Raw genomic sequence first — 20,511 nt, 5'->3', positions numbered from 1 at the left:
AAATATAATATAACATAGTAAGAGACCAAACCCAAGCTAGCCATAGGCTTTGAAAAACTCCTATTATCTTGTCTAAAAACGTTTCCTTTTCTGTCCTTTTAGTGTAAAATAGAAAGACACAAGAAAAGTAGGTGACTTTACATGGCAACATATAGCAAAGAAAGCTTGATTGAACGGGCTCGCCAACTCCTGCCCAAGGCTTATGCGCCCTATTCTCATTTTCCGGTGGGGGCGGTCCTTTTAATGGATGATGGCCAAATTATTGAAGGGGTCAATGTCGAGAATGTTTCCTTCGGCGCCACTAACTGCGCGGAGCGGACTGCCATCTTCACGGCTGTCACCCAAGGTTATGGTCCTAAATCCATCCAGGCTATCGCCGTTGCCGGAGATACAGAGGATTTCTTACCGCCTTGCTGCATTTGCCGCCAGGTCCTAGTGGAATTCTGCCGGCCTGATGTGCCCGTCTATCTGACTCGTCGCGATGGCCAGATTTACGAGACCACGGTCAGCCAAATCGTTCCACTCGCTTTCGAGTCCTTAAAAATGTAAACTATAAGTATCAATACTTAGGAGGTATCCCATGGCACAAACTTTACTCCATGCTTGCATCCGCGTCCAAGACTTGGAAGCAACCCTTAAATTCTATACTCAACTCTTCGACTTCACCGTGAGCCGCGAAAGCCGCTATCCTGATCACGGCTTCGACTTGGTTTACTTAACGGTTCCAGGCAGCGACTTCGAATTGGAATTGACCTATAACTACGATCACGGTCCATATACAGTCGGCGATGGCTTCAGCCACTTGGCCTTGGGCGTTGATGACTTGGAAGCTGTTCATGAACGTTGCTTGGCTTCAGGCTATGCCACAACTGAAATGAAGGGCTTGCCTGGCAAACCACCACGCTACTTCTTCGTGACAGACCCAGATGGCTACCGTTTGGAAGTTATGCGTAACAACTAATAGAGTGAGTGAGGCTAGGACTTGTCCCGGCCTTTTTCTTTGGATCCAGGCCTTGCGCTAGCCCCTCCCCTATGTTATACTTAGAGCTCGATGAGCCGATGTGCAACCTGGTAGGTTGCCATCGTCAGCCTATCATAGGTCTCCTTAAGAGGCCGCACCCGGATGGTGGATAGGAAGGTCCCTGCTGTGAACAGTGGCCTTGGCTAGCTAAGCTAGTTCTGACACCCAAAAGACCGCAGTCTAGGCCTAGCCTAAACTGCGGTCTTTTTTTATTTTAGCTCATAGTGAAGGAACTCATACAGCAACACATAGTCTCCTTGACAGGAGTCAAAGGTCTCCTGTCGTTCATAATCATCACCCACACGATTGAGGTAGGTCTTGCCGTCTGGCCCAAGCTCAATTTGACCATCCGCAAACTGCCACTCTTGGCCTCCCATCTCCTGCGGCGCCCAGTGGCCCTGCCTACTTTGGTAGTCTGCCTTGATAAAATTGTCCTGACTTAAGCTTGGGTCTGCCTGAGCCGCCACTTCTTTTAAGGCTGCTAGGTCACTTTGCCAGTCTCTCTCCATTGGACCTGGCTCATAGACCGCCAAGGCTTGCCAGGCTTTTTTATCTAAGCCGGCCGCTAACTGGGGTGATAGATCCAGCCGTACCCGGACCAAGATTCTTTCCCCTTTGTGGGGGCCTTGTGTCAAATCAACCAGGTAATGCGCTCCATCAATTTGCCGCATTGCACCTGGCTCACTTAGACCCAAGACCTGTCCCAGGAGGAAGGGCACCTGGTCTTGGATTTGCACCAGCAAGCCCTTGGCTTGCTCTTCTCTGTCACGTCTAAGTTGGGATTTGACCATAGACCATTGAATATTGGCCTGATAGTAACGACTAACTTCATGTAAATGGGCCGTGTGGCCAGCCAAAAGCCACAGGACACCCATTAAGGTCAGCTGACTAATCAGCATGAAGGCTAGCACCAAGGGAAAGGTAAAGCCCCTAGGGCCCACTTTCATCTTGCCTTGGTCTGAGCCAAAAGTAAGTTTGGTAGACTTGTCCATTGGTGAAGCTCACCTCCACTCGCAAACTCTCTCCAAATTGTGCCAGCCGCCACTCCGCTACTTGATAGAGATAGGGCTGGTAGCCAGCTTGCTTATAGAGGCGTTGCTTGTTCAAGACAATGCGATAAGTCTTCTTGTCATCTTGCCTGTCTACTAGGTCCAGATAGTCCAGCCCTACTTGCTGGACTTGAAAATGATTGAGCTCGGCCTCGAAGACCATGACGAAGTTTTGCCACTCTAAGCCATGGTCGGTCTCGGCTGCCTTAATCCAACGCTGGTAAGACTGCAGGGTCAGGACGGCCGCCTCAAAAAGCAAGGCCAAAATTAAGAGGCTAAAGAGACATTCCACTAAGGTAAAGCCTTGCTTAGTCCGTCGCTTGAACATGGTAATGACTCCCCCGCTCAAACTCAATCCAACAGTTCTTGTCCTGACAAGCAAAATCAAGAATTTGGGGATGGGCTTGTCTGGCCTGGCTTAGCCAGTCTTGGTCTTGTCGCATCCAACCTTCCACCATCAAGGCAAAGAGCCGCCACTCCTGACTAGCCACTTGACTGTCCTCAAGTCGCTGGTAAGCCTGATGCAGGGTTGGAAGGTAGAGGGCCATCATGGCCCCCAAGAGGAGGAAGCCCACCAAAGCTTCCAGGGCAACATGTCCCCTGCTCCCCTTAGGATGGCGGTGACCACTAATCCATTTCAAAGCGTCCACTCCCCAACTGAAAACGAATATGGTGCCTTTGGCCTGTTACCCGATTGACCAAGGTCACGGTCTTGAATTTCTCGGTGCGTCCATCACCAAAATAATGAAATTGCAAGAAAGTAACCAACTGCCAATCTTGGGGCAAGGCATAGACTTGTCGCGCCTGGGCCTGGCCCAAGGGCTCAATTAGCACTTGATTGCCACCCGTCTCGAAGACCACCCGATAGGTCTGGTGGCGACTAATGGCCTGAGTCTGGCTGACCAGTAAGGCCTGGGCTAATTGGTCGCAGAATAGACGGCAGCGCCATTCTGCCAGAAAATTGCCCATGGGCAGACTGGAAAAGCACCACAAGACTAGGCTGAGAATGACCATGACCAAGAGCGACTCCCAGAGGCTAAAGCCAGCCTGGCGAGCTGGTCGACTTGCCATCATGGTTGAGGAATATTAATTGGCAGGGTAATGGTCGTGTTCTCATCCAACTGCAAGAGCTTCTTGGCTTCCTCTACCTGCTTATCAGTCAAGTAGCCAGCAGTCTTCAGTTCTTTGACTGTTACCTCGCTATCATTTTCTGCCAATTTATAGGTATTGACTTGGGTTTCAATGATTTGCGCCATATTCTGACGCGCTTGCTTTTCAATTCTTTCCTTCTGACCGGCCACGTTTGGAATAATAATGGCCATGAGAAGGGCTACGATAATAAGGACGATCAACATTTCGATCAACGTGAAGGCATTCTTCCGCCGACCCTTCAGCACCCTTGCTTTCATGTTATGACCTCCTTTTGTCCTTGCGCAAAACTACAAGCCCTGAATGGTCAACATAGGCAGCATCATGACCAAGTACATAGCCACCACCAGCAAGCCGATAAAGATAAAGAGAATAGGCTGGATAAAGTGGATTTTCTTGGTCATGTCTTCCTGCAAATCCCGACCTAACTTGGCCGCATAGACCAGGCATTTGGCTGATAGCTGGCTAGTCAATTCACCCTGCTCAATAATGAGAGGGAATTGGCGGGTGAAGAGACCTAGCTGGCTCATCTGCTGGGTTAGGGGCCTGCCCTCCAGACAGCCGGCCATCAGATAATGGGCTAGTTCAGCCAGGAAAGGATCGACTGGATAGTCCATCCAGACCTGCAACATTTGTTGGAGGGATAGACCACCTGCCAGAAAGTAGCCCAACTCGTAAGCTACCTGCTGGGTCAGCTGCCAGGACAGCCACTTGCCTAGAAGCGGCATGGGCCTCAGCCAGGCATAGCGCTTGAGGTAAGTGGCTTTTTGCAGAAGCAGTCCCCCTACCCCCAGACCTAGTAAGCCCACTGCCAGTAAGACCAAGGACAGTTGGGGCAAATAGGTGAAAAAGCCAATTAAGAAGCGGACTAGCCATTCCCGCTCATATACCTCCTGGCTAATAAAGCTGGTGACCTGGGGCAAGATAAAGGTCCGCATGCCGAAAAGCATGCCCACTAGACAGAGTCCCATCATGCCCGGATAGGCTAATTGCTTGGCCATTTCCTTACGGAAGAGCCGGGCCTGATGCAGGCGCTGAGCTGCTTGAACTAAGGCTTGCTGCAAGCGATTCTGGCGACTGGCATAGAAGAGTTGAGCCACGATTTTAGTCCCAAAGCCTAATTGGGCCAGGGATTTTTCTAGGCTCTGCCCTTCTACTAATGCCGCATCAACCTTCAGAAGCAAGGCCTGATACTTAGGCATTAAGAGGGCCAGAAATTGCAGGGCCGTACTTAAGGCAAAGCCCTGGCCCAACAAATCCGCCAGGACCGACAAGACATAGGCTTGTTGGACCAGAGGCAGCTTCTTGGGTTGGTTGAGCCGCTCAAACCACTTCAAATTGCAGGTAGGCCTTCCCATCGATGAAGCCATAGGACCACGCCTTTCTCAGCTTGTCGTTTAGGGTCTGATAGGCAGGCTCTGCTAGCTCCTGGGTCAGATGTTGGCGCAAGGCCTGTCCTGACAGAATCTCTAGCAAGGCCAAGCGCTTAGCCCCAACCGGGTGATGTTGACAGGCTAGCTGGCAACTGGTCTGGCAGAGGCTACAGTAGCGCGGAATCAGCCGTTGACTGACAATGCCAATCAAGGTCTGGGTCAGCTGAGCCTGACTAATACTAAGCTCAGCCAAACGCGCCATGACGCCCAAGCTATCCTTGGCATGGACGGTCGCGATCATCAAGTGCCCGGTCAAGGCACCCCGGATGACCATGCGGGCCGTCTCTTCGTCCCGGATTTCGCCAATCATTAAGACATCCGGATGATGACGCAGACTAGCCTTAATCATGACATCATAAGAGATACCAGCCGCTTCATTTATCTGGGTCTGTAGGAAACGGGGCTCGAAGATTTCCACCGGATCTTCCATGGTAATCACCTGAATGAACTCCTCTTGCAGTCGCTCTCTAAGCAGGTGATAGATGGTGGTGGTCTTGCCCGAACCGACTGGCCCCGAGAAGAGGATGAGGCCCGACTTGCGTCGGATTAAGCGCCGCAGAATGTCCAGGTCCTTGGGAAAATAAGTCAGCAAGGGCCCGCCTTGACGCGCTTGCGACTGTATGACCCGAATGACCAGAGACTCTCGCAGGTGGACATCCCCAATGGTCGAAAAACGCAATTCCACAGCCTGTCCATCTAGTTCTAGATGGCTTGCGCCCGACTGGGGCTTGCGCTTCTCTCCTACGTCCATATCCGCCCGATACTTGAAGTAATTGATGAGCCGCTTGCCCCAGTCCAGGTCCTGACGGCCCTCTTCATGCAAGAGGCCATTGAGACGAAAGTAAAGGACATAGTGGTCAGGCTTGGGCATCAGGTGGATGTCGGATACACCTTGGGAGACAGCTTTAACAATGAGATCATGGGCTTGTTCTTCAATTGCTAAGGACATAGAATTTCCCCCTCACTTATAAATACCCAAAAAGGGGCCCTTTTATCCGAAAAAATTCAGGGGATTCGGGATATTGTTTGGCAATATGAGGATGGAACAGCTGATTTTTAGCGGAATTCCTTGAATCCAAAATCAGAGAATACTTAATTTTTCCTATTTAACTAATATACAAATATTATATAAGCAACAAAAAAGGACGGGACCTAAGTCCCATCCTGCTAAAACCAGGTCTCCTTCTGGCTGACCTGCTGGTAGTATTGTAAGGTGTGGTTGTTTTCCAAGAGATAGTAGCCCAAGACCCCGACCGCTAGCCCGGCCAGGCAGCCCCCTAGGCTGAGCCAGGGCAGATAGTTGAAGAGGGTCCAAGAGCGGGCGAACCAGGCGGCTACTGACAACTGGCCCACATTGAAGAGCATGCCTCCCAGTATGGAGAGTCCAACGACCGAAACCCTCTTAGGCCCCAGCTGCTTGACTAAGAGCATGGCCCCGAAGGACAGGTAGGAACCCACCAAGGAATAGAAGAACATGGAGAAGGTCCCCCCTACCAGGAGAGTGACCAGTAAACGCAGGCTAACCACCTGAAAACTCTGGCGCGGCGTCAAGGTGAAAAGTGCCAAGAGCGTCACAATATTAGCCAAACCTAGTTTGGCCCCCGGCGCAAAGACAAAAGGCGACGGCAACATACGTTCAAATATGCTAATGACCACCCCTTGGGCGACCAGAAGCGAGAGATAAACCAACATTCGATGGCCATGGCGCTGCATGGGCACCCTCCTTTCTGAGCCGAGATTAAAATAGAAAAATTGCGCCCTAGTCAGCCTAAGGCGCAAAAGTCAATTAAAGCCAATTAGTTGCTTGAAGACTCGCTGGAAGATTCGCTTGAAGCTTCTGAACTGCTTGATGATACATCATCTGGTTTGTTAGCTAAGTCTACTAACTCTTTGACTGCATCCTTCAAGTCAGCATCGTCAATTTGAACCTTAGCCGCTTCGATTAATTTACCAATAATCTTGTAAGAGAATTTTTGGTCTTTAATCTTGCTGTCTAAGTATTCTTTTTTCACATCGTCTTTGATATCTGCCAATGGCTTCTTCTCACCATTGTTGATGGTCTTGATGATGTGGTAACCGAACTTACTTTTAACAGGTGTCTTGGTGTATTCGCCATTAGCTTGACCCTTAACCCCATCTTCAAATTCCTTGACCATTTGACCTGAAGTAAAGGGTGATAAGAGACCCCCTTGTTGGGCAGACCCGTCTTTAGAGTAGGTCTTAGCTAATTCATCGAAGTTTTCGCCAGCATCTAATTTAGAGATGATGTCTTTTGCTTCTTCTTCAGTGTCAACCAAGATGTGTTGAGCTTCCATCTTAGGTTGGTAAGTGTTGTTGTAGTAGTCTTCGATGGCTGCATCGGATTGGTCGATTTGCTTAGAAACCACTTCGTTGAAGAGGTTACGGATGTAGATTTGGTTCTTGAAGTCTTCAACTGAACCTAATTTTTGGTAGGTTAAGAGTTCTTGGAACTTCTCTTCGCCACCTACTTTTTCGATTTGCTTAGCGACTTCTTCTTCTGCTTGCTTCTTGATGTCTGCAGCGTTAGGCGCGTTCATTTCCAATACCTTTTGCAAGATCATAGAACGCAAGGTTACTAAACCAGCGTCTTTTTTCATTTGGTTGTAGAGATCTTCCTTGGTGATGGTTTGGTCACCTACAGTGGCAACGTTGTCTTGCGCGTAAACCACGCTGGCAGTATTGGCAACTGCACCTGATAAAACTAAGACAGAGGCAAAAGCCATCATACGGTTAAGTGTTGTTCTTTTCATTCAATCAATCCCTTATATAACATTAATTTTTTGATTACTGTACTACTATAACACATTTGCTGTGAAATGAGTATGAAGAAGTCGAAAATCCACGAAAAGGTTACGATTTATTCACATTTTCCTGGGCCAATTCTAAATCTGAGTTGAGTTTTTCAACTTTCTCCTGGGTGCGACGGATGCGGGGCCCATTGGCTTCCTGAAAACGACGGAAGAGCGTCTGCACTTCCCCTACCGTTGACTGTAAAAGCGGCAAGCCCTTGTCAGTTACGTCGTGCAAGGCCCGGCGAATACGGCAAGTATCTTGCCCCAATTGTTGGCTATCCTGACAGAAATCATTGACATAAGACTTAAGCTGGCGACGAGTAGTCGCCCCATCTTGTTTGACATTAAATAGCGTCCAAGCCCCAGCCGCCAAGGCGCCTAAGACGAACCCGCGTGTAAATTTACCCATTATGCTTCCTCCTCTTGTGCTAAGGCGCTGGCAATAGCAGCCGCCCGAGCGCTAAATTCTTCTGATGTGTAAGACTTGCTGTTGTCGGCGAAGGACCAACCAAAGCCATCGCCATCCCCTTGATAGCGGGGAATTAAGTGAATATGGGAGTGGAAAACCGTCTGGCCGGCCGCCTGACCATTGTTATTGAGGATATTAAGCCCCAGCATATCAGGAAAGGCACGGCGCACTGCCCGGCTAATCTTAGGCAACTTAGTCATGACCTTAGCAACCAGGTCCTCATCATATTCAAAAATATTAGCCACATGGGTCTTAGGAATCACCAGGGTATGGCCCGGCGTCACCTGGGTAATATCTAAAAAGGCGTAGACATCCTCATCTTCATAGACCTTGGCACTGGGAATCTGGCCTTCAATTATCTTGCAAAAAATACAATCTGTCATGGCAGTCGCCTCCTCACATTCTATGATGCTAGTCTACCATAAATGTAGGTGAAAGTGTATGGAAAAGGATTGGCATTGACTGTTAAAGCAGTGTGTGGACTTTCTATCCTGAATATTAAAAACCGCCCTAATAAGGGCGGTTTACTCTATCTTAGTTTACTTAACTTATTTCTTTCAGCTAACAACTTTTGATATTCTTCTTCTAACTCTGTATTTGGATTGACTGATAACTGACTCAATAGCGAACTAATTCTGAATTCTAGTATTGTCAGCTCATCTTTACGACCACTTTTCTTATTTCTTGCATCGTGTTCACAACTATCGATCCGACTACTTGATAATACCTGATGATCTAAACTTAGCTCAGAAGTCGCAAGGGATGAGACAAAAGTAGTATCATGACTTACAAAGAGTAGGATACCTGGAAACTTCTTAAGTATGTGTTCTAATGCTTCAAGCGCCTTTATATCTAAAAAGTTTGTTGCTTCATCGACAAGTAGAACATCTAAATCTTGAATCAGTAAGCAGAGTAAGTGACACTTAGCTCTCTCTCCACTACTAAGCTGATTCACCCTAGTCTCAATATTATATGTTTTAAAATTTAACACTGCCATCATAGTTCGCAATTCATGCTGGCTTAATGAAGACACATCACGAACCATTTGGTAGAGGGTAAGATCATCATCTTGACTATCTGAGTTCTGCTGTTGAAAGTAGCCCTTTCGATAGTGGCTAGGGATAATTGAATTAACATAATTAAGATAGCTAGTCTTCCCAGTTCCGTTATTCCCTGTAATAGCAAGTTTTTGCCCACTCATCAAGGTAAGCGCAGGTAAATCCCAAAGTACTTTTCCTTGAACGGTACATCTTTTTGGCGGGATATAAAGCGTTCGATTGATATTCTTTTGCGAATAAGTTAAGAAAGAGACATCATACTGCTCGGTAACAGGCTCTGGCTTATCCATTGCTTGCAATCTATCTACTAATTGTAAACGTGCCTTATGACTTTTCTTATTTTTTACTGCTAGTTTTGTTTTCATACCTGTGATTCGATATTCTGATGGGCTAAGCTTTCTAGGCTTCTTACTTTTACGTTCTTGTTCCTCTTTAAGTTCTCTGTTTTGCTTTTTGAGAATAAAAAAGGAGGACTTCTACACTTTGGCGTAAAAAGTCCTCTTTTAGAAATGTATTCTTTTTCTATTATATTATTTAATAACGCATAAAAATTTTCCTAAACAAAATATCTTACTTTCACACGATAAAAGAAATTCACATACACTTATATTTTCTATTATCATATCATGATATTTCATATTTTTATCTCCTTACATCTTTAAATCTCCTTTATTTTGATTTTTCAAATATGAGTATCTCTATGGATATTTACAAATATATAACATTGTCAGCTATCGAATTTAAAAATTCTTGGTCATGCGAAACAATGAATATTATTTTCTTATCGCTTTTACATTCGTTGACCAGATTGGATATGTTCATCATATTGCAATAATCCATTCCACTGGTAGGCTCATCAAAAAACATAAGTTTAGATTTTTTACATAGTACAGATGCAATTGCTACCCTTTGCTTTTGTCCACCTGACAAGCTCATTGGATGACGATCTTTTGATTCATATAAATCAAGTTTTTTCAGAATATTTTCAACATAACTACTTTCAATATTTTTTATTCCAAGACTTACTTCACTTGCAATAGAATCGGTAAAAAGCTGATGATTAACATCCTGCATTACAAGGGATGATATTTTTAGCCTATCTGATTTTGAAAGTCTTTTGCCGTCCAAATAGATTTCATCCTTCGATTTTCTTTCTAAGCCTATAAGGCATCTGAGCAAAGTGGATTTACCAAGTCCGTTTGTTCCTACTATGCCGTAAATTTTTCCCATTTCAAAAGAGAGGTCTTTTAAATGCAATTTTTTATCTATGCCATTAAACTTAAATTCAATGTTTTTTACTTCTAAATTTCCCTTATTTTGATTTTCGGGTACTGTAAGTTTTACTCTATTCTTATTTCTTAAACCTAACTTCTTTAGCTTTTCAGACGGTATTTTCATAAAATCTATTTGAGTATATTCCTTTTGTATTTCCCCATCTTTAATCAAAAAAACTCTATCTACAATATCCATTAGATAAAATATTCTATGTTCTGAGATTATAAGAGTTTTCCCCTTATCTTTAAGTTTTATAAGCATTTCTTTTATGATTAAAATGTTTTCTTCATCAAGATTTGATGAAGGCTCATCTAAAACAATGATTTCCGTTCCAGATATATAACTTGCAGCAATACATAAAATCTGCTTTTCTCCACCCGAAAGCTTAAAAATATCTCTATTTAAAAGATGTTCTATCGGAAACAAATCCAACATATCATTTAGTCTTTCATCCATTTGTTTTTTTGAAAGTCCTATATTCTCCAAATAGAAAAGTAATTCAAGAGTAGTATTTATATTGAAAAAATGTGTCTTTGGATTTTGAAATACATTTGATACTAAGAGCGATATTTCGTATAATTCGAGGTTTTTAATATCTTTATTATCAATCCTGATGGTTCCACCCATAGAAGCTCCATCATATCGTACAGCTAACCCATTGATAGAATTTATAATTGAAGATTTTCCGCTACCACTTTTCCCGGTAAATAATACACATTCGCCTTTTTTTACATCTAAAGAAATGTTTTTTAACACTTTAGGAGAATTTCCATAAGATAGAGATAAATTTTCAATTTCTACCATAAAGCTCCTCCTATAACCATAATCAGTATTGAAAGCACATAAACAAAATCAACTATTTTCGTTTTGACGGATATGTACCTTGTTTTTTTAACAGGATTTTCAATACATTTTGTTTCTGCTGCCTTTGCAATATCATCAGAAACATTAGAAGATATAACAAGTAAAGGCACAATTACATACTCGATGTATGAAATTGGATTTTTAAATGTAATACCTCTTATCCTCATCGCAAGTTTTATATTCCGGCTTTCTTCTCTAAATGACGGAAAAAATCGAAACATTACAGCAATTGGTATAGAAACAGTACGAGGCAAATTCATTTTATCCATTGAGGATATTACACTTCCTACATCGGAAGTTTTTACAAAAAAACTACCTGCACTGAATGGAAGATAAAACATCTTACATACAGCAAATAGCATAAAAAACATCATTAAAATCGCATTCATATTTCTAATTACATCAAGATTAGGTATCAAAGAAAGAACCCCAAAAAATGATATGTTTTTTAAGGCTTCTTTCTTAAATCCATTCATTAAAAAAAGAAATGAAATAAGAAGCACAATTCCCCATTCAAAATAGGTATTTACTTTAAAAAATACAACAAACCCAAGTAAAAAACTTACTAAAATTTTACTAATTGGATTGGGATTATATGGATTGTCTAAAGAAACGAGCATTATACAATACCCGCTTTTTCGAAATGCTTTTTCAAAAAGACTTTACCGATATATGCGCCGAGTATCCCGCCGACAACAGCACCGATATATACTAATACCATACTGCGATAATTCAAAAGTGCTATGAGCTTCATTATATAATCGTGACCCATACCGCCTGTTTCAGCCAGTTTAATAACCTTGTCTTTAGCCAACAAAACTTGCGTAAGGAAACCACAAATCCAAGTGTTGAATACGGCAAATGAGAGCATATTAAATTTAAATGATTTATATTCTCCTTTTTTTCTTAAAAGTTCCGCAATTGCCATACTGATTACAGCATGTATCAATATTACATATGTATTTCCCATTGCAATTGCTACAAGACTACAAATCAACCCAAGTATAAATAATCCCCATGATTTTTGAACTTTTGCCATAAAGAGCATTATAACTATACCTGTTATAATGCCTGCCAGTGTAGGGTATGCCAAGTATAAAATCGGTACAATACCAATCATTCCCGAAGCAAACATAAGTACAAAATATATTACTGTAAATACACCTATCGTAACTAAATCTTTAATTCTTAATTTTTCCGTTTTCATATTTTCCTCCTAAATAAGTCTTCACTGAATATTTGATTTTCTAAGCATTGCTTTATAAAATTCCGAGCTTTTACAAAGTTCTTCATCTGTCCCTATCGCTTCTATTTTTCCGGCATTTAATAAAACGATTTTGTTTGCATTTCTTATTGTTCTTAATCTATGAGCAATAACAATTGCCGTTTTTTCTTTTATAAGTTCAGATAAAGCCTCTTGAATTAAACTTTCATTTTCAACATCCAGAGATGCTGTAGCCTCATCAAGCAATATGATTGGTGCGTCTTTTAGTATTGCCCTTGCTATTGAGATTCTTTGTCTTTCTCCGCCTGAAAGTCTTTGTCCGTTTTCACCTATTACTGTATCTATTCCGTCCGGCATTTTGTCTATAAATTCATAACATCTTGCTATTTTAGCCGCTCTTATAATCTCTTCATCTGTAGCATCTTTTTTACCGATTTTTATATTATCTTTTATGCTTGAATTAAAAAGAGTAACATCTTGGAAAACGATAGAGAAGTTTTTAAGGAGTGTTTCCGGATCAATTTTACCGATGTCCTCTCCCCCTATCAAAATCTTTCCTTTATCTATATCCCAAAATCTTGCAGCAAGCTTGGTGAGAGTTGTTTTTCCGCTTCCGCTTGAACCGATTAGCGCAGTGATTTCACCCTGTTTTGCAGTAAAGCTCACAGAATTTATTACAGAATAATCATCATATCCAAAATAAACATCCTTGAACTCAATATCGTAATTTTTAATTTCAATATCTTTTTTGCCTTCTTGAACAGGCATGGTCTTTATTTCCTTTATTCTCCCTACAACCGCATCAAGAATAACTATCATTGACATAAAGGTGATTATTCCTTCTATAGTAAGATAAATACTTGCTGTAAGCATTAAAAATGCGATATAAACCAGCACACTTACCTCCCCTGCCATAAGCATGTTGACGCCGATAACGGCAACACTTATAATTCCAAGCTTTAAAATTGCAGCAGCTATTCCTGTAAGTGTTCCGGCAACAACTTCACCTTTCGTTTTCTGTTTTGTGGATGCATTTAATTTTTCAAAAAAATCATTTAACACCCTATCTTCTAAGTTGTAAGATTTTATTTGCTCTATCTGCTCTATATTTTCCTGTAGATTATCGAAAACCTTACGATTATCATCTATCCAGCCCTGTACTATTTTTTTCTGACTTTTCTTTGATAAAAATATAATCAAAATAGAAATGGGAATTACCCAAAGGGCTGCAAGTGCAAGTTTCCAATTATAGAAGATAAGCATTAAAGCAATAATACTTGTGGATATAGCCGTTGAATATATCTGAGGTACAGCATGAGAGAAAATTGTTTCATATAAGTTCATGTCATTCATCATGGTTTCCGCAAGGTCTGCCAAATCTCTTTTACCAAAATAAGAAAGAGGTAATTTCTTTAACCTTTCCGCTAACTCAATTCTTGAATTTGCACTCTCGTTGTACACATTGGTGTAAAGTCTTACATAATCCCACCTCGCTACTAAGAACATCACAATCATCATTACTACAATTAGTGCAATATAATGAACAGAAGTAAAATTGTAGCTCTCAATGCCTGTTAAAATGCCTATATACTGGAATAGAAACACAAAAGCAATGAATGGTGCAAATAATTTTGTTAAATTAACAAGAGTGTGAGAAAGGATGGCTTTTTTTAAGTTAATCGCTCCTTTTTCCGACATAGCATAGCGTTTCATAAAATAAGAAACCATATTTTAACCTCCTATCTTCCAATTTACGGATTTCTGATATTCATCCCAAAGCTTTTTATAATGCCCATTTATATCTATTAAATCTGCATGCTTGCCTTCTTCTACAATTTTCCCTTTATCAATAACGAGAATCTTGTCCGCATCTATTACTGTAGATAATCTATGAGCAATCATCAATGTTGTCTTGCTTTTTGATAGCTTCTTAAAAGACTCTTGAATCAAATGTTCATTTTCAGGATCTGCAAAGGCTGTAGCTTCATCTAAAATGATAATATCTGCATCTTTCAAAAAAGCTCTCGCTATAGAAATCCTTTGAGCTTCTCCTCCTGAAAAATATGTGCCTTTAGTTCCGTAAACAGTATCAAGTCCTTTATCTAAATTTTCAATAATATCTTTAGACCCTGAATTGATTAAGGCATTGTCAATTTCTTCATTAGTTGCATCAGGCTTTCCGATTAAAAGATTATCTCTTAAACTCATTTTAAATAGTTTAGAGTTTTGAAAAACAAAAGCAATTTTTCTCATTAAAGCCTCTTTTTCAAAATCTTTTATATTAATTCCTCCAATATAAATTTCACCTGTTTTAATATCGTAAAATCGTGCAGCAAGCCTTGCTATAGTAGTTTTACCACTGCCTGACGATCCGACTAAAGCAACTCGTTCTCCTTTATTCACCTTAAATGAAATATCGTCTAATACATTTTCATCTTCATAAGAAAAGCTTACATTTTTAAACTCTATCCCAACATCAGAACTTGTTTTATTTCCATAAGCAAAATCATCAAACTCAAGTATATTTTCAATTTTATCTAAAGCAAGTTCCGCAAAATAACTGGATTGTGTAATCGTCGCAGTTCTCATAATAAAAGTAGCAAATGCCGGTCCTATTAGGAAGTAAATAACAGAATCTGCAACTACATTAGATAAGTTTCCATTAAATTTTATTAAGAGTAATGCCACAGGTACCAAGAAAAATGCCGTCGATGTAGAAACAGTTTCAAACCACGACATTTTATTCGTATAACTCATAGTAAGCTTAAGTACATTGTCTTTTACTTTTATGATTAACGAATATAACTTATCAAAGCTCTCAACACTTTGTGCAAATGTTTTAACAACAGGAATTCCTCGAACATATTCAACTGTCTGAGAAGATAAATTGGAAAGTCCTGCATAATACTCATCTTTCATTTTTTTTGTTTCGGCTGTCATCATAGATGACATCAATGTCATACCGATAATCATCGGTATCATACTGGCAAGTCCTAACTTCCAGTTAAACACGAAGAAAAATACAAGCAGGACGATTGGCGATATAATGGTCATCGCCATATCAGGAAGTTGATGTGCTAAAAAAGAATGGGTTTCAGACGCTCCGGACACAATTACATTTCTTATCCTTCCGCTTTCTTTGTCATCGAAATACCCAAGCGGTTTGTTTATTAGTTTTGTTACGGAAGTCTTAATAATGTTATCTTCCACTTCAAATGCAAAAATATGGGATAAAATTAAACCTATTAGGTATATGAATAGCCCCAGACCGGCAAAGACTGCTGCATAAATTGAATTTTCCTTTACATAATCAAAATTCACCATCCCATTTAAAATTAAGTTATTTACAATTCTATGAATATATACCATAGGCATCAAAACCATGACACCTGATACAGCAGACATAACCATAGCAATATAGAGTAAAAAACTCTTTTTACCACCGTAAGGCATTAGTCTTTTCAGTATTGATTTCTTCTTATTCTTCACTGAACAACTCCTCCTTTTTCTTAAAATTAGCAAACCCTATAAATAGCCTTTTCAGACTGATTTTAGAGGCTTGTTTTCAAACTCTTTTGCAATACGCATAGTTTTTTTCTTGTTTTTATCTGTTATTTATTATATAATAAATGAGGATTTAAATCAATTAGATATGGCTAACTAAGTCTATTCGGGATAATGTCTATTCGGGATAAAATATAAAGCACGGAGGTATAATATGAGTGGTTTTTATAACTTTGTTAAAAACTTTTTTTCTACAGATGAATCTATCGATAATACAAAATACTCCACTGTAGGACATGAATTCCGTTTTAGCACGGATAATGCAGAAGGCATATATTGGTTTTACGAGGGCGATAATTTCACTATTGATATTCATGATGCTTTCATAAAAAAAGAAATTATCCATACAGGTTTTTCTGGTTTGGATAATTTCTATTCCCTTTATTCATCTTATTTAGTTACAGCAAACGGTGAATGTTTTAATCCTTATCAAAATCTTTCTTCAAATTCACTTTATATTATAAATACAAAAAATTCTAAAGACTATAGGTTTATACTTCACAAAAACTCTCCTTATTTAGGAATCGGTATAAATTTTAATCAGTCCATGATAGAGGAATGCCTGTCCTCTTATAAGAATAAAGTCTGTAACTATGAAGATTTATTTTTTAATACCAGCACTATAATAAACAAGCCTTTAGAAAGAATCGCAAAAGATATCCTTAATTGCAAGATGGCATCTCCTGCTGCTGAAATCTTTTTTGAGTCAAAGGCAAAGGAATGGTTAAGTATTACAATAGACTCTTTTTTAAATAAGTACAGCAATCCACTATCTATTGCCGATGATGAGGCTTTGAAAAATGTCGCCAATTATATAGACGATCATTATGCAACATCTATCTCACAGGATACTTTAGAAAAAATATCCACTATGAGCGGCACAAAACTAAAAAAATTATTCAAGCAAAAATATCAATGTACAATTACAGAATATACTCAAAGACGGCGAATGAATATGGCGGAATTACTCCTACTGAACTCTACCCTTAAAATTCAAGATATAGCAGAGGCTGTAGGATATTCCTCTCACAGTAAATTTAGTACATGCTTCAAAAAATATAAGGGATTTTATCCCAAAGACATAAAAAAATATGCGAAAAATAATCTTTCTGATTAAATACATAAAGAAGCCTAATTGAGGGCTTCTTTTGTATTTAACTCTTTATACTCACTTAAAGGTATCCCAACCCTTTTCAAAACCTTTATTTTCTCCCTTTTCTTCTGCTCTCTCCTTGCCTTATATTTATCCTCATACTCTTTCTGTTTTCCGCTTTGATATAGCCATAAGGTGGAGAACTTGCCGTATGCTTTCCACTTTCTCCTTTTGATTTGAACGTCGATTGTATTTTTCTTGATGTATCTCTTGCATACCATTCATTCATAATATTTCTAAAAGGGGTAAAATCATCTTCTCTGTAAAAACTGTCTACATTGTCGTTGATAGCAATTAGTCTTACGCCCTTTTGTCTTAATATCTCCATACATTGACCGACTTTTAGATAATCTCTGCCGAGTCTACTCATATCTTTTACAATGATACAACCGATATTGCCTTGATTGACTCCGTTCATCATTGCCATAAATCCCGGTCTGTCAAACTGTGTTCCGCTGATTCCGTCATCTGTAAAGTGAATGATGTTTGACAAATTATTTTTGCTTGCGTATTCTTCCAATATTTTTTTCTGATTGACAATCGAATTGCTCTCGCCTTGTAGTTCATCATCTCGGCTTAACCTTTCATACAAGGCGGTTATTTTCTCGTAGTTTCTCACGATACCCTCCTTTCGCCGGGATTCTTAATACCAAGTATAGGAATAGGTATAGTGATACCATTCTCCATTTTTCAGCCTTGCGCAAACAACTCCTTTTTCCAACCATACCTCTACAATGCTGATCCCATCTTTGTAATCATTACCGACTGCATTTTTATGTGGTTCATTGGTTTTGAATAGGATTTCTTTTTGTCTGTCATTTAGTTTTTCCAAGCCTTTTATCATAAAACACTCCTTTCAAACAATAAACAAAGAATTAAGCAAAACATCTTTCACTCAAATTGTGATGAAGTGTTCTTCTTAATTCTATAACTCCGGGCGCCAGTTAGTACTTCTTGAGCGATAGCGTCTATTGATTTACCACCTACTGAAAGCGGAGCAGGGCTCGCATCGTCCCATTTAGGGCGATCGTATCCTTTGATTTGCCACATATTCCAAGTGTAGGATTGCCGGCGGACAGCACTAGGACTACCGGAGTTACCTTCTATTGTGTAGACTGTATCGCCCGATACGCTTTCTACATATCCGATATGGTCAGCCCAGTAGTTAGCGTCCCAGTCGAAGATGATGATATCGCCTGCTTGTGGGCGTACCTTACCCAACCAGATTCCTTTCTTTTGGAATACATCCCGAACAAAACGCTCGACGCCACATTCACCGCCGGTCAGAGCGTAGTTTCCAGATAAGATAGACATTGCAGTCACGAATGCCGCGCACCAGTCATCGTCAATCTTGAGCTTGTAGCCAACCGGTAACGGATTCTGGCCGTTGTAAGTGTCTACGATACGGCGATGTCCAGAACCATACATTTGCTCATTTAGATATTGTCGAGCAATGCTAAATAATGATTGTAGTCCAGCCATATTACTAGATTCCCCCTTGTCGATTCTATCCAATGAGCCATCTGCATTTAGCGCGTCATGGATAGTTTTCATGCTAGTGTAATAAGAATTGAAGACCTTTTCGGAGTTGCTTCCGTCACCTGCGTAGTCGTACTGTGCGCCACCTAAACGGAACAGCCTACGAGCGTAGTCCCATAGCGTCTTAGCTCCAGATGTCTTGTAGAAGCCACCGTTGCGGAGTAGATAACCGTAGTCCTTAAGGAAATCCTCGACAGTGGCATAATGGATATAATACCCACCTTCTACGGCTGGACGTTTGCGACCTGGTGTAACCTGTACACCGCTCTTGCGAGTCTTAGGGTCAAGATCATCATACCCCCAGGTCATGCCACCCCAGTTATTGTCCTCTCGTGCTGAGATAGAGTTAGGATGTTGGCCCCACGCTGTCTCGTGGCATAATTGACAGATAACGAAGCTAGGCACTAAATCATAGTGCCTAGCTACCGCGGTGATTTTCGTAATGAAATCATCGCTTAACGTATAATCACCATATCGTAACATCTTTACTCGTCCCCTTTTTTACCCAACAGTTGGTTTACAATGGTTTGCAATGGACCGGTCTCGAAGCCGAATTTCTTGTAATTCTCGAATACAGAACGGACTTCCATCCCTAGATACCCAAGGTATAGTGTATAAAGTGTTGCCGCCCCAATTTCAGCCGGAATTAAGGCCGATACAGGGATAAAGAACACCAACAGGACAATGCTCGCAATCTTGCGAATAATGCCGTTAATGCCCATTTTTGATTTGAATTCGATATCTGGATTGACCCATGCGGCCAATGTGCCACTGGCAAAGTCCAGGATCATGGCTCCGATTGATGGTGATTGATAGTACATTACATCGATTGTACGCTCAACCCATTCAGATTGACGCCCACGGCTATCGACAGCGGCCACCTGAATAGTTACCTGTTGGCTTCCTCGGTCCGGGAAGTTGAAAATCGGGAAATAAGGTTTCCATCGGTACTCGTCACAGATATTTCTGGCTTTTCCTTAACTCTAGCAACGAAACTAACGACACCGGCCCCTGGAGCCAACATGATTCCGAGTGGAAACGCTCGGATAATCGACAATCCCTTTAAAAATAATTTGTTATTTAACAAGGCTTTGACTTTCTCATTCGTGTCAATAACCGAAATACCTTGAACAACCGGTTTGTAAGTTTCACCATCACCTTAAGGCTTGCTTTGACTATGCCTTTAGAAATGGGGTCATTCAGAAAGACCCTACCTATTCTGCTAAAGTAGTTGGCAAACAGTCTGAGAAGAAGGTTAAATACCTGTCTGAGGCTGATATGATTAAGTTGATGCACCAGGTATTGGAGACTACCACGATCGATAATACGGTCAACTACATCTTGATACTGGCCAATGCGACCGGTATGCGGATTGGTGAGATTCTGGGTCTTACCTTTGACGATATCGACATTGCCAATCAGGTCATATCGATTAGGCAATCCTATGACTATGTCCTCACCCATAAGGCCAAGGCCACTAAGACGGAGTCCAGTGTTCGCCAAGTCAAAGTCGATAAAGTAACCTGCTCATACCTAGCTGAGATTGTGGATGACCGGCCAAGCTTGTGCAGGACATCTAACAAGAATGAGGATGGATTTATATTCGTCAACAGGAACTCCTTTAAGCCTATCAGTTGGTCTATGGTTAATAAGGTGCTAACTCGTCACTGTGAACGTGCCGGGGTACCACGCATCACCACTCACGCATTCAGGCACACGCATATTAGCTACCTGCTTAACAATGACGTCTATGAGCAGTACGTCTCAGAGCGTGTAGGTCATGCTGATACAACTATGATACGGCGTGTCTATGGACACGTCTTGGATGAACTTAAAGCCAAGTCTGATGACAAAGTCATCCACCTTCTGGAAATACAAAAAAGCTCCGCCAGCCATTAA

At 41.1% G+C, this 20,511-nt stretch carries 24 protein-coding genes and 1 pseudogene; 4 read left to right on the top strand and 21 right to left on the bottom strand.

The window, feature by feature from the left end; all coding sequences use genetic code 11:
* The first annotated feature begins 141 nt into the window (after positions 1-141).
* Both HMPREF3093_RS06055 and HMPREF3093_RS06050 read left to right on the top strand, forming a co-directional pair.
* Positions 142-549 carry a cytidine deaminase gene (locus HMPREF3093_RS06055; protein WP_023391879.1) on the top strand — a complete coding sequence of 136 codons (408 nt, stop codon included), beginning with the start codon at positions 142-144 and terminating at the stop codon, positions 547-549.
* 31 nt (positions 550-580) lie between these two features.
* Positions 581-961 (top strand): lactoylglutathione lyase, encoded by a 381-nt coding sequence (locus HMPREF3093_RS06050; RefSeq protein ID WP_070756148.1) that lies wholly within the window; start codon positions 581-583, stop codon positions 959-961.
* Between the two features lie 269 nt (positions 962-1,230).
* Here the strand turns inward: HMPREF3093_RS06050 and HMPREF3093_RS06045 are convergent, their stop codons facing one another.
* The 17 genes from HMPREF3093_RS06045 to HMPREF3093_RS05965 all read right to left on the bottom strand — a co-directional run bounded on the left by HMPREF3093_RS06045 (position 1,231) and on the right by HMPREF3093_RS05965 (position 15,845).
* A complete protein-coding gene (locus HMPREF3093_RS06045) occupies positions 1,231-1,968 on the bottom strand; it encodes a hypothetical protein (protein ID WP_180363280.1) in 738 nt (245 codons plus the stop codon).
* Entirely contained in the window at positions 1,952-2,398 is a 447-nt protein-coding gene (gene comGF / locus HMPREF3093_RS06040) for a competence type IV pilus minor pilin ComGF (protein WP_070756146.1), read from the bottom strand. Before comGF ends, HMPREF3093_RS06045 begins: the two co-directional genes overlap by 17 nt.
* A complete protein-coding gene (locus HMPREF3093_RS06035) occupies positions 2,379-2,711 on the bottom strand; it encodes a hypothetical protein (RefSeq protein WP_070756145.1) in 333 nt (110 codons plus the stop codon). The genes comGF and HMPREF3093_RS06035 overlap by 20 nt, the downstream gene beginning before the upstream one ends.
* On the bottom strand, positions 2,698-3,144 hold the full coding sequence (gene comGD / locus HMPREF3093_RS06030; RefSeq protein WP_070756144.1) for a competence type IV pilus minor pilin ComGD: 447 nt from the start codon (positions 3,142-3,144) through the stop codon (positions 2,698-2,700). Before comGD ends, HMPREF3093_RS06035 begins: the two co-directional genes overlap by 14 nt.
* A complete protein-coding gene (gene comGC / locus HMPREF3093_RS06025; RefSeq protein WP_023391873.1) occupies positions 3,141-3,479 on the bottom strand; it encodes a competence type IV pilus major pilin ComGC in 339 nt (112 codons plus the stop codon). Before comGC ends, comGD begins: the two co-directional genes overlap by 4 nt.
* Before the next feature lie 30 nt (positions 3,480-3,509).
* Positions 3,510-4,556, bottom strand: a complete 1,047-nt coding sequence (comGB, locus tag HMPREF3093_RS06020; RefSeq protein WP_180363279.1) for a competence type IV pilus assembly protein ComGB — start codon at positions 4,554-4,556, stop codon at positions 3,510-3,512.
* Positions 4,543-5,601 carry a competence type IV pilus ATPase ComGA gene (gene comGA / locus HMPREF3093_RS06015; protein ID WP_070756142.1) on the bottom strand — a complete coding sequence of 353 codons (1,059 nt, stop codon included), beginning with the start codon at positions 5,599-5,601 and terminating at the stop codon, positions 4,543-4,545. Before comGA ends, comGB begins: the two co-directional genes overlap by 14 nt.
* A gap of 218 nt (positions 5,602-5,819) precedes the next feature.
* Positions 5,820-6,365, bottom strand: a complete 546-nt coding sequence (locus tag HMPREF3093_RS06010; protein WP_070756141.1) for a Gx transporter family protein — start codon at positions 6,363-6,365, stop codon at positions 5,820-5,822.
* Between the two features lie 83 nt (positions 6,366-6,448).
* Positions 6,449-7,423: a peptidylprolyl isomerase gene (locus tag HMPREF3093_RS06005; protein WP_070756140.1), complete on the bottom strand. Its 975-nt coding sequence runs from the start codon at positions 7,421-7,423 to the stop codon at positions 6,449-6,451.
* A gap of 100 nt (positions 7,424-7,523) precedes the next feature.
* Positions 7,524-7,874 (bottom strand): YtxH domain-containing protein, encoded by a 351-nt coding sequence (locus HMPREF3093_RS06000; RefSeq protein ID WP_070756139.1) that lies wholly within the window; start codon positions 7,872-7,874, stop codon positions 7,524-7,526.
* Positions 7,874-8,317, bottom strand: a complete 444-nt coding sequence (locus HMPREF3093_RS05995) for an HIT family protein (protein WP_070756138.1) — start codon at positions 8,315-8,317, stop codon at positions 7,874-7,876. Before HMPREF3093_RS05995 ends, HMPREF3093_RS06000 begins: the two co-directional genes overlap by 1 nt.
* Positions 8,318-8,463: 146 nt before the next feature.
* The gene (locus HMPREF3093_RS05990) at positions 8,464-9,357 is read right to left on the bottom strand and encodes an ATP-binding cassette domain-containing protein (RefSeq protein WP_070756137.1); all 894 of its coding nucleotides are present in this window, start codon (positions 9,355-9,357) and stop codon (positions 8,464-8,466) included.
* Positions 9,358-9,700: 343 nt separating this feature from the next.
* The gene (locus HMPREF3093_RS05985) at positions 9,701-11,071 is read right to left on the bottom strand and encodes an ABC transporter ATP-binding protein (protein ID WP_070756136.1); all 1,371 of its coding nucleotides are present in this window, start codon (positions 11,069-11,071) and stop codon (positions 9,701-9,703) included.
* Positions 11,065-11,754, bottom strand: coding sequence for an energy-coupling factor transporter transmembrane component T (locus HMPREF3093_RS05980; RefSeq protein ID WP_218970167.1), 690 nt, complete (start codon positions 11,752-11,754; stop codon positions 11,065-11,067). Before HMPREF3093_RS05980 ends, HMPREF3093_RS05985 begins: the two co-directional genes overlap by 7 nt.
* Complete coding sequence (locus tag HMPREF3093_RS05975; protein WP_070756134.1) at positions 11,751-12,338, bottom strand: MptD family putative ECF transporter S component; 588 nt, start codon at positions 12,336-12,338, stop codon at positions 11,751-11,753. Before HMPREF3093_RS05975 ends, HMPREF3093_RS05980 begins: the two co-directional genes overlap by 4 nt.
* 21 nt (positions 12,339-12,359) lie before the next feature.
* Positions 12,360-14,069: an ABC transporter ATP-binding protein gene (locus HMPREF3093_RS05970; RefSeq protein WP_257244542.1), complete on the bottom strand. Its 1,710-nt coding sequence runs from the start codon at positions 14,067-14,069 to the stop codon at positions 12,360-12,362.
* An 18-nt stretch (positions 14,070-14,087) separates the two neighbouring features.
* Complete coding sequence (locus HMPREF3093_RS05965) at positions 14,088-15,845, bottom strand: ABC transporter ATP-binding protein (RefSeq protein WP_070756132.1); 1,758 nt, start codon at positions 15,843-15,845, stop codon at positions 14,088-14,090.
* A 229-nt stretch (positions 15,846-16,074) separates the two neighbouring features.
* On the opposite strand from HMPREF3093_RS05965, the gene HMPREF3093_RS05960 reads away from it, so the two are divergent.
* Positions 16,075-17,037 (top strand): helix-turn-helix domain-containing protein, encoded by a 963-nt coding sequence (locus tag HMPREF3093_RS05960; RefSeq protein ID WP_070756131.1) that lies wholly within the window; start codon positions 16,075-16,077, stop codon positions 17,035-17,037.
* A 136-nt stretch (positions 17,038-17,173) separates the two neighbouring features.
* Here HMPREF3093_RS05960 and HMPREF3093_RS05955 read toward each other — a convergent pair.
* From HMPREF3093_RS05955 to HMPREF3093_RS05940, 4 genes and pseudogenes are all read right to left on the bottom strand, one after another.
* A pseudogene (locus HMPREF3093_RS05955) lies at positions 17,174-17,692 on the bottom strand (recombinase family protein); the annotation flags it as partial.
* Between the two features lie 24 nt (positions 17,693-17,716).
* Positions 17,717-17,917 (bottom strand): hypothetical protein, encoded by a 201-nt coding sequence (locus tag HMPREF3093_RS05950; protein ID WP_070756129.1) that lies wholly within the window; start codon positions 17,915-17,917, stop codon positions 17,717-17,719.
* 47 nt (positions 17,918-17,964) lie between these two features.
* Positions 17,965-19,095: a CHAP domain-containing protein gene (locus tag HMPREF3093_RS09820; RefSeq protein WP_070756128.1), complete on the bottom strand. Its 1,131-nt coding sequence runs from the start codon at positions 19,093-19,095 to the stop codon at positions 17,965-17,967.
* Positions 19,096-19,097: 2 nt separating this feature from the next.
* Complete coding sequence (locus HMPREF3093_RS05940) at positions 19,098-19,493, bottom strand: phage holin family protein (protein ID WP_373880579.1); 396 nt, start codon at positions 19,491-19,493, stop codon at positions 19,098-19,100.
* Positions 19,494-19,809: 316 nt separating this feature from the next.
* On the opposite strand from HMPREF3093_RS05940, the gene HMPREF3093_RS05935 reads away from it, so the two are divergent.
* Positions 19,810-20,511 (top strand): site-specific integrase, encoded by a 702-nt coding sequence (locus tag HMPREF3093_RS05935; RefSeq protein WP_306806863.1) that lies wholly within the window; start codon positions 19,810-19,812, stop codon positions 20,509-20,511.

The sequence above is a fragment of the Abiotrophia sp. HMSC24B09 genome (assembly GCF_001815865.1).
Classification (GTDB): Bacteria; Bacillota; Bacilli; order Lactobacillales; family Aerococcaceae; genus Abiotrophia.
The sequence above is the reverse complement of the archived record's forward strand: the minus strand, read 5'-3'. Positions and strand labels throughout refer to the sequence as shown.